Below are 14,446 nucleotides of genomic sequence, written 5' to 3' on the forward strand. Positions count from 1 at the left end.
ATCACGCTTGGCATTTAGCACGATTTTGCTTTGTTTTTAGTCGGTTATGCTGAGTTGGCTAAATTGTTCGAAGCCCCAAAAATGGATGACTTTCTGAAATTGTGCTTGGTCATCAAAAAATTGGGTGCAGAAAATCAGATTTTTCTCTATATGTTTAGACCGCACTTCAATTTGAGACAATAAGTCTTTCACTCGTAAAGCAATCGCTCGACCAGAATCAATAAAAAAGTGGACTTGTGGTAGGCAACATTCAATTTCCTCTTTAATTAACGGGAAATGGGTGCAGCCTAATACCACTGTATCTAAGGTTGTCATCTCTTCCCAAGGTGCGAGTTCTTTCTTTAAGGCAATGAAATCCACACCTTTTCCATGTAGTTTTTGTTCGGCTATTTCAACCAATTTTGTCGTGCCTAATTTTTCTACCGTGCAATGTTGTGCATATCGTTCAATTAAATCGGCAACATAGGCTCTTTTCACGGTTCCCTTTGTTGCCAATAGACCGATATGTTTTGTTTCAGAACATTCTGCCGCCGGTTTAATGGCTGGTACCGTGCCGACAATGGGAATTCGGAAATGTGCTCGCAAGGCGGGTAACACAACGGTGCTTGCGGTATTACAAGCAATGACGATCAGGTCTAAAGGAAAAGTGCGGTCGATTTTTTGACAAATTTTAAGCGTTCGCTGAATAATTTCCTCTTCACTTTTTTCTGAATAAGGAAAGAAAGCATTATCAAAACAATAAAGATAGTGACAATGAGGCAAGAGTTGCTTAGTTTCTTTATAAACACTTAACCCGCCCATGCCTGAATCAAAAAACAAAATGGTGGGTTGTGATAAATGATTCATGTGATTGTTCTCGTAAAAATTTGTGGCGTTAAAAATAATTCCGCCACCATCATGCTTTCTTGCCCAATTTGCATTAATGCACGACGAGCATAAAGCCCTGTTGCGTTATCTTGTGTCCATTCGAGTTTTGTTCTAATGCGATCAGGGCACATAAATAACCATTCCCCTAAAGGTCGTTCGCCTAACTGTTGTAATTCACGATGTTGGTTAACTAGCGAAACTGGAATCAGGGTTCGTGCGAAAATAAGAGGCTGTGCTTGATGTTTGAGTATCACTTCTCGACACCACAGCCGATTTTCTTGTTTTGGAAAAAATTGCTGTTCATTTTCTATCAGCTCATCTACCCAGTATTCTGCAAGCACGCAAACCTTTATTTCACCAAAATGTGTGATGAGTTGCTTGGTTAAAGATGTGGATAAGGTTAACCAATGACCAATCGACTGCGAAGATGGCATGTTCGTTGTGTTAACCCACTCTGCCTGTTGCAAGCATTCGGAATAATTAGACATGGGTATACATCTCCCGTTGATGAATCCAACGCTGAATTAATTTTTCAGCCACCGCAGGCTGTTCAACGATCAAACGACGTGCATAATGCTGCACCATAGGAATCATTTTTCGATCTCGCATTAAGTTGGCGACTTTAAATTCAGCCATGCCCGTTTGTTTCGTGCCAAGCACTTCACCAGGCCCCCGAATATCTAAATCTTTTTCAGAAATGACAAAACCATCTTGCGTTTCCCTGAGCACTTGTAAACGTTTCTGCGAAATTTTGCCTAACGGTGGCTTATACATCAAGACACAAAAAGATGCTGTTGTTCCTCGCCCAACGCGTCCACGTAATTGATGCAGTTGTGATAAGCCTAAACGTTCCGCATTTTCAATAATCATTAAGCTGGCATTTGGCACATCCACGCCCACTTCAATCACCGTGGTGGCAACTAATAGATCAATTTCTGCCTGTTTGAAGCTTTGCATAATCTCTTGTTTTTCATTCGGTTTCATCCGTCCATGTACCAAGCCGATACGTAAGTGCGGTAGAATTTTACGAAGATCTTCCGCAATGGCTTCTGCAGCTTGTGCTTCCAACACTTCCGATTCATCAATCAACGTACAAACCCAATACGCTTGGCGTTTTTCATGAATACAGGCATGATTCACTCTTGCAATCACTTCGGCACGTCGTTCTTCAGAAATGACTACCGTGGTAATGGGGGTTCGTCCTGGTGGAAGTTCATCAATAATGGAGGTGTCTAAATCCGCATACACCGTCATTGCCAAAGTGCGTGGAATTGGCGTTGCTGTCATAATAAGTTGATGTGGGTAGCTATTTGCCTGCTTACCTTTTTCTCGTAACATTAAACGTTGATGCACGCCAAAACGATGCTGCTCATCTACGATCACGAGTGCCAAATCCGCAAATTCAACATCTTCTTGGAATAAAGCATGTGTCCCCACGACCATTTGAACCTTTCCTGACTGAATATTTTCCAGTTCCGTTTGACGAGCCTTACCTTTCACTTTGCCAGCTAACCAGCCCACTTGAATGCCGAGTGGTTCCAGCCAACGTCGGAAATTTGTTGCATGTTGTTCCGCTAAAATTTCAGTTGGTGCCATTAACGCCACTTGTTTCCCGTTATCAATCGCAAGTAATGCCGCTAATGCAGCAACCAAAGTTTTGCCCGATCCCACATCACCTTGCACTAAACGCATCATGGGAAAAGGATTGGCTAAATCACGTTCAATCTCTTGCGTAACACGTTTTTGGGCATGAGTGGGTTGGAAAGTTAATTGAGCTAAAAAGCGTTGCTTCAAATCTGTTTGATAAGCTAAAGCATAAGCAGAAAATTGTTGCGTACCGACCCGCACTTTTTGCATAGCAAGATTATGTGCTAAAAGTTCTTCAAAAATCAGGCGTTGTTGTGCGGGATGTTGACCTTTTTCTAATGCGGCTAACGAGACATCTGGCGGTGGGCGATGTAAAAAACGAACCGCCTCTTTTAAACTAAAAGGGTGAGGATTAAATTCATAAGGCAAAATTTCTGCAATTTGCATATTCTCTAGTACCGCTAAAGCTTGGTCGGTGAGTTTGCGTAATGAATTTTGTTTCAGCCCTTCTGTGGTGGAATAAATCGGCGTAAGCGTTTCTTCTAACATGAGCGGGGCATTATCTCGAATGATTTGATATTCTGGATGATGAATTTCCGCCATAAAGCGACCACGTTTAATCTCACCAAAGGCTTTGACTCTTGTTCCCGCTTGAAGACTATTTTTCATTCCCGCATTAAAGTTAAAAAAGCGGAGCATAATCTTAGACGAGCCGTCCGACAGGGAAACCATCAGCATCGGGCGTTTGCCAAACTGCACTTCACAGGTTTGCACGATACCTTCAATCGTCGCATAAGATTCAGGACGAAGATCGGCGATGGGGGTAATTCTGGTACGATCTTCATAACGGATAGGTAAATGAAATAACAAGTCTTGGAGATTGAAAATGCCAATCCGTGCAAGTTTGTCGGAAATCGCAGCCCCTACACCTGAAAGTGTGGTTAAGGGAACTGCATCAAGGAATTGTATGGTCATTGATTGATGTTGCGTTCAATATTTACAAAACCGGGAAGTGTTTTAATTTTACGGATAATATTGGCAAGATGTTTTGTATCTGTCACTGTTAATAATACGACAATTTGATATAAACGCCCTTCTTGCTCTTCAGTCCAAATGCTTTGAATATTGCTTCCCAAAGAAGAAATCATCGTGGTTAAATTTGGTAATGCCCCATGCTGATTGATCATTTCAATACGCAATTCTGCCTCAAAATCAATCATGTTATCACTTTGTTCCCATTCCACGGGCATGTAATGTTCTGGATTTTCCTTCCAGTTTCTGATATTTGAGCAACATTCATGGTGAATCACTAAGCCTTTACCCGAGCTAGTATATGCCACAATAGGATCGCCAGGAATAGGGTGACAGCATTGTGCAAAGGTGGTTAACAGCCCACCTGTATTTTTAATTTCTAATGGATGTTTATTATTGCTTTCATCGCCATCGGTATCAATTTCAATTGCCTCACCTAATAAGCGATAGGCAATGACAGCACTCATCTGATTGCCTAAACCAATTTCCATTAATAACTGATCAAAACTTTCTAATTTCAGCTCAGTTAAAAGATTTTGTACTTTTTCTTGATCAAGTTCTTCAATTTTGGTTGGGGCTAAAGCACGCCCTAACTGACGCTTACCTAAAGCAATCGCCTCGCCACCACGTAAATTTTTCAAGAAGCTACGAATATTTGTACGGGCTTTTGCGGTAACCACAAAATTTAACCAACCTGCACTCGGCTGAGAATTTGGTAATGTAATAATATCAACGGTTTGCCCCGATGTCAGTGCTTGCGAGAGTGGATAGGACTTGCGATCCACATTGGCGGCAATACAACAATGACCAATATCCGTATGCACCGCATAAGCAAAATCCACAGGGGTGGCACCAACAGGTAATTCCACAATTCGGCCTTTTGGCGTGAACACATAAATTTCTTTAGGGAAAAATTCAGATTTCACACTTTCGATAAATTCAAAGGAATTCCCAACACTTTGTTGTAATTCAATTAAACTTTGTAGCCAACGTTGTGCACGAATTTGTACCGTGGTGCTGTCATTTTTTCCACCTTCTTTATACGCCCAATGTGCAGCCACGCCCATTTCTGCCATTTGATCCATTTCTTCCGTACGAATTTGGACTTCAACAGGCACCCCGTGCGGGCCAATCATAGAAGTATGTAAGGATTGATATCCATTAGCTTTAGGCACCGCAATATAATCTTTCACTCGACCTGGTCGTGGTTTATATAAATTGTGCATTTGCCCCAACACACGGTAGCAAGTGTCAATATCTTTTACCACTGCACGGAAAGCATAAATATCCATAATGGAATGAAACTGCTGATCTTTCAGTTTCATTTTTTGATAAATGGCGTAAAGGTGTTTTTCTCGTCCAAAAACACGGGCTTGAATACCCACATCTTCCAGACGTCCTTTGATTTCATTGGTGATCCGCTGGATCATATCCTTACGGTTACCACGAGCCACTTGTACAACTTTTTGCAATACCGCATAGCGTTGTGGGTGCATGGCTTCAAAACCCAGATCTTCTAACTCATTTTTGATATGTTCAATACCTAGACGATGAGCAAGTGGGCTATAAATTTCAAGGGTTTCTTTGGCAATACGACGGCGTTTATCTGGGCGAAGGGCTCCCAGCGTACGCATATTGTGAGTTCTGTCGGCGAGTTTAATTAAAACAACACGAATATCTCGTGTCATCGCCAAAATCATTTTTCGGAAGTTTTCTGCGGCGGCCTCTTTACGAGTACGGAATTTTAATTTATCGAGTTTTGACACGCCTTCCACAATTTCAGCCACACTGGCACCAAATTCTGCTTCTAATTGGGCTTCAGTATAGGGGGTATCTTCAATCACATCGTGTAGCAACGCCGCCATCACGGCTTCATGATCCAAACGCATTTCTGCAATAATGGAAGCCACCGCAACAGGGTGGGTAATATAAGGCTCACCACTTGAACGAGACTGCCCCTCATGTGCATCACGAGCGATCACATATGCACGTTTGACTAGTTCAATCTGTTCTGGCGGAAGATACGCCTCAATAATGCGATTTAAACTTTCAAAAAGATACAAGAGACACCTGACTTATTTAAAAAAAAGAATGAATGAAAACTTGACGAAAAATGACCGCACTTTTACTGATTAGATAATAAAGACACTGCGTGTAGTTCAGCGTTTTCTTTTTCTAAGGCTTCATAACGCTCTTGGGCATTCATGATATCGTTATTGATTAAGCCTTTTTCAATTTCACGCAATGCAATAACCGTTGGCTTGTCATTATCTTCAGGGACTAAAGGTTCACGAATATGTAACTGTAATTGTCTTGCACGACGTGCTGCGGTTAAAATTAAATCAAAACGGTTACCAATTTTCTCTACCGCATCTTGTACTGTGACACGAGCCATATATTACTCCATCTCTTATTAGTCAAAAAAATGTTAAAAAGGGGTGATATGATACTAAAGTGCGGTCTATTTTGCTAGTAATTGTTCAATCAACGCATGATTTTGTTTTTGCTGATAAGCCTGAGTTAAACGCTCGGCATGTAAAATCGCCAGTAAATCCGCCAGTGCTTGCTCAAACACATCGTTTACGATCACATAATCGTATTCATTGTAATGTGAAATTTCATCTATTGCTTTCGCCATGCGAGTAGCAATAACCTCTTTGCTGTCTTGCCCTCGACCGATTAAACGACGTTCTAATTCAGCCAAAGAAGGAGGCAAAATAAAAATACTTTTCACATTAGACACTTTTTGTCGAATTTGTTGTGCCCCTTGCCAGTCGATATCTAAAAAAACATCAATGCCTTTGGCTAAATTTTCCTCAATAGCAGGCAAGGATGTCCCATAATAATTCCCGCCAAACACTTTTGCATACTCTAAAAATAAATCTTGTTCAATCAAGGATTCAAACGTCTCCACAGACACGAAATAATAATGTACGCCCTCTTTCTCACCTTGACGCGGTGCTCGAGTAGTATGCGACACCGACACCATCATTTTATTGTTTTGAGGTTGCTCTAATAATGCAGAAATTAATGAAGATTTTCCCGCACCACTTGGAGCAGAAATAATGTATAAATTACCTTGTGGCATAGCCTATTCCCTATAATGAAAGATGTTCGCTATTATGCCGATAAATCCACAGAAAATCAGCTAAAAATAACAAAAGTGCGGTGCTTTTTTGAAAAGTTTAGCCTTCCGTCATTTCCCCCGTTTCCGCATCTTCAAAGACCATTGAAACCGAATTAACACAATAACGTAATCCCGTAGGTGGCGGACCATCCTTAAACACATGCCCCAAATGGGAATCACATTGCCCACAACGAATTTCTACACGAGGCTGCGGTAACTTGTAATCGTCTAAATAACGAATAGCATCGGGTGAAACCGCCTCAAAAAAACTTGGCCAGCCACAGCCTGCGTCAAATTTTGTATCCGACACAAATAACGGCGAATGGCAAACCAGACAACGGTATAACCCTTTTTTGTGTTGTTCCAATAACCTTCCTGTAAACGGGTATTCTGTACCTTGGTTTAAACAAACATGCACCTGAATATCTGTCATTTCTTCCCTTTTTTTCATTTTGCTTCCTCATAAAAATAAGCTTACCCTCTGTTTTAAAAAACAGAAAAAAATTACACAAGTTTGAGATTTTATTATTTTGACATAGATCACAAAAACTTAATCTGTTATTGTTTTACTTGTCGCCCAGTTACACAACTAAAAAAAAACCGTGCTATAATCCTTGGCGACAAAAAACAAAAGTGAAGCACTCCATTTTTGTTCTATGTAACAATTTTGTTTAACTTTAATATAGGTGAAAATCTTATGGCAATTAAAATTGGTATCAACGGCTTTGGCCGTATCGGTCGTATCGTATTCCGTGCTGCACAACATCGTGATGACATCGAAGTAGTCGGTATCAACGACTTAATCAATGTTGAATATATGGCTTATATGCTTAAATATGATTCAACTCATGGCCGTTTCGATGGTACTGTTGAAGTAAAAGATGGCAACTTAATCGTAAACGGTAAAACTATCCGTGTGACTGCTGAGCGTGACCCAGCTAACTTAAAATGGGACGAAATCGGTGTAGACATCGCCGTTGAAGCAACAGGTTTATTCTTAGATGATGCAACAGCACGTAAACACATCACTGCTGGTGCGAAAAAAGTGGTTTTAACTGGTCCATCTAAAGATGCAACCCCAATGTTTGTAAGCGGTGTAAACTTTGATTCATATGCAGGTCAAGATATCGTATCTAATGCATCTTGTACAACAAACTGCTTAGCACCATTAGCAAAAGTCATCAACGACAAATTTGGTATCAAAGACGGTTTAATGACAACTGTTCACGCAACAACTGCAACACAAAAAACCGTTGATGGTCCATCATTAAAAGACTGGCGTGGTGGTCGTGGTGCGGCACAAAACATCATCCCATCATCAACTGGTGCGGCAAAAGCAGTAGGTAAAGTTATCCCTGCATTAAACGGTAAATTAACAGGTATGGCTTTCCGTGTTCCTACACCAAACGTATCTGTTGTTGACTTAACTGTTAACTTAGAAAAACCTGCAACTTATGCTGAAATCTGTGCAGAAATCAAACGTGCTTCTGAAAATGAAATGAAAGGTGTATTAGGCTACACTGAAGATGCCGTTGTTTCTACAGACTTCAATGGCTGTGAATTCACATCTATCTTCGATGCTGCTGCTGGTATCGCATTAACAGATAGCTTCGTGAAATTAGTTTCTTGGTATGATAACGAAACTGGTTACTCAAACAAAGTATTAGACTTAGTTGCTCACATCTACAACTACAAAGCATAAGTTTTAACTTAATTAATGCTCAGCCTCTTGTGAAAACAAGGGGCTTATTTTTTGCTGTAATGGACAAAATCCCACATATTTGTCCATTACACCGTTTTAAGTCTCATAAATAGAAAAAGTGGGACCCAACATCGTTCCCACTTTTCATTTCTCGTGATATTACGCAAGCTTGATTACTCTTTCGCCTGCGTAAGGCTTTATGCTAATACTACGCCTATGAATTATTTACTTGCCGCTTGCTCTAATTTTGCACCTGCTTTTTGAATATCTTTACCCACACCTTTGGTGGTTTCACAAGCTGTTAAAGCGAAAGCAAATGCTACGGATAAGAAAATAGCAGTGATTTTTTTCATTTATAAGCTCCTGTTTTTATCAACATAAGATTAAGCTCTTAAAATAAGAACTCCTCTTCATACTATACCATCTTAAACAAAATACAAAATGTTAAATCTTCCACAAAAGCAGTGCGTGACGTTAAACCTTATTAAAATCGCCCCACCCTTGCCCAAACCATCGACACATTTTGATAAAAATCACTAGTCTATTTTAGCTAACAAGTGTAAGCTAAGACGGTTTAAACTGACTATAATAAATCAAGGACACCATGACAAATTTGAACTTACACTTTGTTAATCGCATACGTGAACAAGCCTCGCTTTTATCCAATGAACCCGCTTTGCGTTTCCAAACGCATTCTGGTTGGCAAGATATGAGCTGGCAACAATTTCAGCATGAAATTGATCGTTTTTCTTATGCTTTATTAGCCAATCACATCGAAGTTCAGGAAAAAATTGCGATCTTTGCTCATAATATGCCACGTTGGACCATTGCGGATATTGGCACCATGCAAACACGAGCGATTGTCGTCCCCATTTATGCCACCAGTGCCGCAAAACAAGTGGAATATATTCTCAATAATGCCGATGTCAAAATCGTCTTTGTTGGCGATCAAGCAGAGTACAACTGTACGCTAGAAATTTTAGACAACTGTCCACAATTAGAAAAAATTGTGGCGATGAAAGACAGCATTGACTTACAAAATCAACCCAAAGCGTGCCATTGGCAAGATTTCATTGCCGAAGGCGAGACTCAGCAAACAGAGTTGCTACACACTCGCCTTGCACACAAACGTTTAGACGATCTTTTCACGCTGATTTATACCTCAGGCACAACAGGTGAACCGAAAGGTGTGATGCTTGATTATGCCAACTTAGCCCATCAATTACAGGCTCACGATAACGCCTTTACCACCTTAAATGTGAATCAATATGATATTTCCCTGTCTTTCTTGCCGTTCTCGCATATTTTCGAGCGTGCATGGATTGCCTATGTCTTGCATCGTGGTGCCGTAAACTGCTATTTGGAAGACACAAATCAAATACGTGAAGCACTGGCAGAGGTGCGTCCAACCTTAATGTGTGCAGTCCCACGTTTTTATGAAAAAATCTATACCGCAGTTTGGGATAAAGTCCAAAAAGCCCCATTTTTACGTCGAGTGATGTTTAATTGGGCGATTTCAGTGGGCAGAAAACGTTTTGACCTCATTGCCCAGAAAAAAGCCATTCCTTTTCTCTTGCGTAAACAATACCGTTTAGCAGATAAACTGGTGCTGGCTAAGTTGCGTAAATTACTTGGTGGCAGAATTAAAATGATGCCATGTGGTGGAGCAAAACTAGAACCCACCATTGGGCTTTTCTTCCATAGCATTGGCATTAATATCAAATTAGGTTATGGCATGACAGAAACCACTGCCACGGTGTCCTGCTGGGAAGAAGGGCATTTTGAACCCAATTCAATCGGCACATTAATGCCGGGGGCAGAAGTCAAAATTGGGGAAAATAACGAAATTCTGGTGCGTGGTGGCATGGTGATGCGTGGCTATTATAAAAAACCCGTAGAAACCGCAGAATGTTTTACCGAAGATGGCTTCCTTAAAACGGGTGATGCGGGGGAATTTGATGCGAATGGTAATTTGTACATTACTGACCGCATTAAAGAGCTGATGAAAACCTCAAATGGCAAATATATCGCCCCTCAATATATTGAAACCAAAGTAGGGAAAGATAAATTTATTGAACAAATTGCCGTCATTGCCGATGCAAAAAAATATGTTTCCGCCCTGATTGTACCTTGTTTTAATAGCCTTGAGGAATACGCTAAGCAGTTAAACATTAAATACCATGATCGTTTGGAATTAATTAAACATTCTGAAATTATCCAAATGTTTGAACAACGTATTAATGAATTACAAAAAGAATTGCCAAGCTTTGAGCAAATTAAAAAATTCACCTTATTGCCCCAAGCTTTTACCACCAAAATGGAAGAAATCACACCAACCCTAAAACTCCGTCGTAAGGTGATTTTAGAACGTTACAAAGCACAAATTGAGGCGATGTATAAAGAATACACTCATAAAAAAGACTAATTCACATAAACAAAGGGCTTCATATTGAAGCCCTCAATCTTTTGTCAAAAATGACCGCACTTTATTTGCTTAAGCAAGAATAATAGCTGTCAGCAGTATATTGTAAGAAATTCGCATAGGAATTTACGCCTAATTTCACCGCATCCCCCATCGGATCTAAACGCCCTACATGAACACCAGTGCCTTTGCTCAAACCTTCGATCACTTTCGGTGTGAACTGTGGTTCTGCAAATAAGCAACTCACTTTATGTTCTTGAATTTCTTCTTTAATTTTCGCTAAGGTTTTCGCACCTGGTGCAACCAATGGATTAATCGTGAAATAGCCTGTTTGTTTTAAGCCATAGGCATTATTGAAATAACTATAGGCATCATGGAAAACATAGAAACCTTTTTCTTTCACTGGGGCAAGTTGTTGCTTAATTTTCTCACTTTGCTCAGCCAAAGTGCGGTTAAATTCTGCCAAGTTTTGAGCAATTTTATCTTTTTGAGCAGGATAAAGCTCGGTTAAACGTGCCGCCAACTGTGAAGCCGCAATTTTACTGATTTCTGGTGAATACCAAACGTGCCAGTTTGTGCTGTGATCATGATGATGGTGACCATGATGGTCATGATCATGTTTATGCTCGTGATCATGTTTGTGGTCATGATCGTGTTTGTGGTCATGATCGTGTTTGTGGTCGTGATCATGCTTATGGTCATGATCGTGTTTGTGGTCGTGATCATGTTTATGGTCATGATCGTGAGCTTCACCTTCAAGTAAATTGCTCACGCCTGGGAAAGTGGCAATACGCAATAGTTTTTTCTCTGGCATGGTATCTAATGTTTTTGAGAGAAACGCATCAATATCTTCCCCCACCCAAAGCACCAATTCAGCGGCTTTCACTTTTTGAATATCCGATGGTTTTAAACTGTAATCATGTGGCGAGGCACCTGCTGGCACTAACACATCAGTTTGTGTGACACCCTCTGCGATAGAGGAAGCAATAAAGCCAAGTGGTTTGATCGAAGTGACAATATTGGCATTCGCCATACTTGCTAAAGACGCGACGGTTGCAGCCAATGCCGTTTTTTTTAAGAGATGAGTTAAACGTGCCATATTCTTTTCCTTCATGTCAAAATATAATAAAAATGTGAAGTTAGCCTACTCTTTTTTATATGGAATTGCTATCTTTTTTTTAGATAAAAAATAAGTTTTCTTCAAAAAAGGCGAACCCTGTTCGCCTCTTCCTTGCCTTATTGGCTTTAACGTAACAGCTTATCAATCACACGAGAAACCGCAAAAAATCCAAAGGTTGCGGTAATCATTGTCGCCGCCCCAAAGCCATTAGCACAATTCATGGTTGCCGATACCTCACAGTTTTCCGCCATTTTAGGGAAAATTAAAGGTTGCGTTGAAAAAACACAGTCAATCCCAAATTTTCGTTTTGGATTTTGGCTAAACTGGTATTCTTTGCGTAAAACAGACCGCACTTTTGCTAAAAGCGGATCTTGGATGGTTTTACTTAAATCCGTGATTTGAATTTGGGTCGGATCGGTTTGTCCACCAGCCCCACCTACACTAATGATCTTAATTTTATGCCGTTTACAATAAGCAATTAATGCCGCTTTGGTTTTCACACTATCAATGGCATCAATCACATAATCATAATCTGGCAATAAATAATCGGCTAAATTTTCACAGGAAATAAAGTCATCAATAATTTTCACATCGCATTCAGGATTAATCCGTTCCACCCGTTCTTTCATGACTTCCGTTTTAAGCTGCCCAATATTGCCAGAAAGGGCATGAATCTGACGATTGATATTGGTCACACAAATATCATCCATATCAATTAACGTCAGCTTACCCACACCAGAACGAGCCAAAGCTTCCACACACCATGACCCCACACCGCCAATGCCAATCACACAAATATGTGCTTGTCTTAAACGTGCAAGCCCTTCTGTGCCATAAAGCCGCCCAATTCCCCCAAAACGTTGTTCGTAATTATCTTTTCGTTCCATCTATTGTAATACCCACACCCGTCCATAATGTTTTGACAACCCTGCAATATGCCCTGCTTCATCGCCAATGCCACGGTATAAATCAAAGTGATGCCCTTTCACCGCACCACCAACATCTAATGCCACCATCAAATGCAATTTATGTTCTCCCGTCCAATTTCCTTGTTTATCCATTTGTGGCACTTCCACCAATAACAAACTTCCCAAAGGGATCACATTACGATCGGCGGCAAGGGACGCCATCGGCACAAGTGGCACGCCCGCCGCCCCTTTTACTTTGCCATAAGGATCATTTTTAAAATAAACATAAGATTCATTGCGTTCTAGCAAAGCTTGTAAGCGAGAAGGATTGGCTTTCGCCCAATCACGAATTGCCTGAATGGACATTTTCTCTTTGGCAATTTCACCGTCTTCCACTAATAAACGCCCCACGCTGGTATAAGGGAAACCATTTTGCCCTGCATACGCAAAATAATTCAAATTTCCCTCGCCAAAATCCACATAGCCACTGCCTTGCACGCCTAATAAGAAGTTATCTAACATGGAGTCGCTATAGGCTAACTCTAATCCTTTCTTCGCTAATGCACCTGCATACACTTGTGCACGGCTCACACGCTTTTGTTTCGGTAACGCATAAATCGGTTGATTATATTTGCCTTGTTGTGTACGGCGTGCATGGATGACTGGAGAATAGTAACCTGTCATCAACACATTCTGATACCCATCAAATCCCTTCATCCGTTGTGGCTGAATCCCAAACTCTGCCAATTTTTTCAGTTCACCGCCTGCTAACACCCAATTGGTCACTTTCATATAATGATGATCAAATTGATTCGTCAACTTTGCTGAATAATTACGAATATTCGACAATTGGGTTAAAAAGTCCCCTTGGTTAATCACCGCACCACCACTGTCAACTTGACTCACTGGGCTTAAGGTCGCTTGCTGATATTCACGCCCTACATAAATTGCCCCAAATTGTTGAGGATCGGCTTTGTCATTGACTCGTGATGGGCTGGGATTTTTTGAAGAACATGCACTCAGGCATGCCAACGCCAAAAGTGCGGTGCATTTTAAAAAGGTGTTTAAGTGAAATTGCATTTTCTTTCCTAAATAATAAAGGGCTGACTAAAGGAGCATACGCTATCAGAAAAGCAATAAAAAATACAGCATCGCAATCAGGTTTTTATTAGAACGATTCAGCGATAACTGAAAAACCGTAGACTCATTTCGTCTAAAAAGAATGCATATTGCTTATTTTTATAACAAGCGATACAAGAACCTTCATTTTTTTATTGCAATAAATTTTCAAGCGAGTATATTACGCCCTCACAGACGCGGGGTGGAGCAGCTTGGTAGCTCGTCGGGCTCATAACCCGAAGGTCGTTGGTTCAAATCCAGCCCCCGCAACCAAATTCCAAAAACGTGAGTATAAAACTGGCGTTTTGAAAAATACAAACCCTCAACACCCAAATCTGTTGAGGGTTTATTTTTTTCTGCTATTCCCTTACACACCTCAACCACATGCCCTCACCCACTTGGTATTATTCCCCATTCAATAGAAAAATGACGGAAGAAACACATAAATAGAAAGACAATAGAAAGACAGGTTTGATTATTCAATGCTTGAGTATGCCAATCCCTTGACCTTATTTGTCAATGTACAGGTTACGGCTTGGTGTTTAAGCCAAATCGTCGTCTC

13 protein-coding genes and 1 tRNA gene are annotated in these 14,446 nt (G+C 40.6%); 3 read left to right on the forward strand and 11 right to left on the reverse strand.

Going from position 1 to position 14,446, the window contains the following annotated elements; translation table 11 throughout:
- Window positions 1-36: 36 nt before the first annotated feature.
- The 7 genes from murI to msrB all read right to left on the reverse strand — a co-directional run bounded on the left by murI (window position 37) and on the right by msrB (window position 7,064).
- Complete coding sequence (gene murI / locus ACPEEM_RS07675) at window positions 37-846, reverse strand: glutamate racemase (protein WP_424401595.1); 810 nt, start codon at window positions 844-846, stop codon at window positions 37-39.
- Window positions 843-1,355 carry a chorismate lyase gene (locus tag ACPEEM_RS07680; protein ID WP_424401596.1) on the reverse strand — a complete coding sequence of 171 codons (513 nt, stop codon included), beginning with the start codon at window positions 1,353-1,355 and terminating at the stop codon, window positions 843-845. The genes murI and ACPEEM_RS07680 overlap by 4 nt, the downstream gene beginning before the upstream one ends.
- Complete coding sequence (recG, locus tag ACPEEM_RS07685; RefSeq protein WP_424406523.1) at window positions 1,348-3,429, reverse strand: ATP-dependent DNA helicase RecG; 2,082 nt, start codon at window positions 3,427-3,429, stop codon at window positions 1,348-1,350. The genes ACPEEM_RS07680 and recG overlap by 8 nt, the downstream gene beginning before the upstream one ends.
- Window positions 3,426-5,549 (reverse strand): bifunctional GTP diphosphokinase/guanosine-3',5'-bis pyrophosphate 3'-pyrophosphohydrolase, encoded by a 2,124-nt coding sequence (spoT, locus tag ACPEEM_RS07690; RefSeq protein ID WP_424406525.1) that lies wholly within the window; start codon window positions 5,547-5,549, stop codon window positions 3,426-3,428. Before spoT ends, recG begins: the two co-directional genes overlap by 4 nt.
- 62 nt (window positions 5,550-5,611) lie before the next feature.
- Window positions 5,612-5,881 carry a DNA-directed RNA polymerase subunit omega gene (rpoZ, locus tag ACPEEM_RS07695; protein WP_424401599.1) on the reverse strand — a complete coding sequence of 90 codons (270 nt, stop codon included), beginning with the start codon at window positions 5,879-5,881 and terminating at the stop codon, window positions 5,612-5,614.
- Between the two features lie 66 nt (window positions 5,882-5,947).
- Window positions 5,948-6,574 (reverse strand): guanylate kinase, encoded by a 627-nt coding sequence (gene gmk, locus ACPEEM_RS07700; RefSeq protein WP_424406527.1) that lies wholly within the window; start codon window positions 6,572-6,574, stop codon window positions 5,948-5,950.
- 97 nt (window positions 6,575-6,671) lie between these two features.
- Complete coding sequence (gene msrB / locus ACPEEM_RS07705; protein ID WP_424406529.1) at window positions 6,672-7,064, reverse strand: peptide-methionine (R)-S-oxide reductase MsrB; 393 nt, start codon at window positions 7,062-7,064, stop codon at window positions 6,672-6,674.
- 246 nt (window positions 7,065-7,310) lie between these two features.
- Between msrB and gap the strand changes: the two genes are divergently transcribed.
- Window positions 7,311-8,315 carry a type I glyceraldehyde-3-phosphate dehydrogenase gene (gap, locus tag ACPEEM_RS07710; protein WP_424401602.1) on the forward strand — a complete coding sequence of 335 codons (1,005 nt, stop codon included), beginning with the start codon at window positions 7,311-7,313 and terminating at the stop codon, window positions 8,313-8,315.
- 221 nt (window positions 8,316-8,536) lie between these two features.
- Here the strand turns inward: gap and ACPEEM_RS07715 are convergent, their stop codons facing one another.
- Window positions 8,537-8,668 carry an entericidin A/B family lipoprotein gene (locus ACPEEM_RS07715; RefSeq protein WP_424401603.1) on the reverse strand — a complete coding sequence of 44 codons (132 nt, stop codon included), beginning with the start codon at window positions 8,666-8,668 and terminating at the stop codon, window positions 8,537-8,539.
- Window positions 8,669-8,919: 251 nt separating this feature from the next.
- Between ACPEEM_RS07715 and ACPEEM_RS07720 the strand changes: the two genes are divergently transcribed.
- Window positions 8,920-10,740 carry an AMP-dependent synthetase/ligase gene (locus tag ACPEEM_RS07720; protein ID WP_424406531.1) on the forward strand — a complete coding sequence of 607 codons (1,821 nt, stop codon included), beginning with the start codon at window positions 8,920-8,922 and terminating at the stop codon, window positions 10,738-10,740.
- A gap of 61 nt (window positions 10,741-10,801) precedes the next feature.
- Here the strand turns inward: ACPEEM_RS07720 and znuA are convergent, their stop codons facing one another.
- From znuA to mltA, 3 genes are all read right to left on the reverse strand, one after another.
- The gene (gene znuA / locus ACPEEM_RS07725) at window positions 10,802-11,836 is read right to left on the reverse strand and encodes a zinc ABC transporter substrate-binding protein ZnuA (protein ID WP_424406533.1); all 1,035 of its coding nucleotides are present in this window, start codon (window positions 11,834-11,836) and stop codon (window positions 10,802-10,804) included.
- 146 nt (window positions 11,837-11,982) lie between these two features.
- Window positions 11,983-12,744, reverse strand: coding sequence for a tRNA cyclic N6-threonylcarbamoyladenosine(37) synthase TcdA (tcdA, locus tag ACPEEM_RS07730; protein WP_424401606.1), 762 nt, complete (start codon window positions 12,742-12,744; stop codon window positions 11,983-11,985).
- Window positions 12,745-13,845, reverse strand: coding sequence for a murein transglycosylase A (mltA, locus tag ACPEEM_RS07735; RefSeq protein ID WP_424406535.1), 1,101 nt, complete (start codon window positions 13,843-13,845; stop codon window positions 12,745-12,747).
- Window positions 13,846-14,080: 235 nt separating this feature from the next.
- On the opposite strand from mltA, the gene ACPEEM_RS07740 reads away from it, so the two are divergent.
- Window positions 14,081-14,157 (forward strand) — tRNA-Met (locus ACPEEM_RS07740).
- Window positions 14,158-14,446: the final 289 nt, after the last annotated feature.

This window comes from Pasteurella pantherarum (genome assembly GCF_049670885.1).
Taxonomy (GTDB): domain Bacteria; phylum Pseudomonadota; class Gammaproteobacteria; order Enterobacterales; family Pasteurellaceae; genus Pasteurella.

Excerpts from the sequence above, each read along its gene's own strand:
- rpoZ (WP_424401599.1), bottom strand. The coding sequence starts at position 5,881 with ATGGCTCGTGTCACAGTACAAGATGCGGTAGAGAAAATTGGTAACCGT.
- ACPEEM_RS07715 (WP_424401603.1), bottom strand. The coding sequence starts at position 8,668 with ATGAAAAAAATCACTGCTATTTTCTTATCCGTAGCATTTGCTTTCGCT.
- msrB (WP_424406529.1), bottom strand. The coding sequence starts at position 7,064 with ATGAAAAAAAGGGAAGAAATGACAGATATTCAGGTGCATGTTTGTTTA.
- mltA (WP_424406535.1), bottom strand. The coding sequence starts at position 13,845 with ATGCAATTTCACTTAAACACCTTTTTAAAATGCACCGCACTTTTGGCG.
- gap (WP_424401602.1), top strand. The coding sequence starts at position 7,311 with ATGGCAATTAAAATTGGTATCAACGGCTTTGGCCGTATCGGTCGTATC.
- ACPEEM_RS07680 (WP_424401596.1), bottom strand. The coding sequence starts at position 1,355 with ATGTCTAATTATTCCGAATGCTTGCAACAGGCAGAGTGGGTTAACACA.
- recG (WP_424406523.1), bottom strand. The coding sequence starts at position 3,429 with ATGACCATACAATTCCTTGATGCAGTTCCCTTAACCACACTTTCAGGT.
- ACPEEM_RS07720 (WP_424406531.1), top strand. The coding sequence starts at position 8,920 with ATGACAAATTTGAACTTACACTTTGTTAATCGCATACGTGAACAAGCC.
- murI (WP_424401595.1), bottom strand. The coding sequence starts at position 846 with ATGAATCATTTATCACAACCCACCATTTTGTTTTTTGATTCAGGCATG.
- gmk (WP_424406527.1), bottom strand. The coding sequence starts at position 6,574 with ATGCCACAAGGTAATTTATACATTATTTCTGCTCCAAGTGGTGCGGGA.
- znuA (WP_424406533.1), bottom strand. The coding sequence starts at position 11,836 with ATGGCACGTTTAACTCATCTCTTAAAAAAAACGGCATTGGCTGCAACC.
- tcdA (WP_424401606.1), bottom strand. The coding sequence starts at position 12,744 with ATGGAACGAAAAGATAATTACGAACAACGTTTTGGGGGAATTGGGCGG.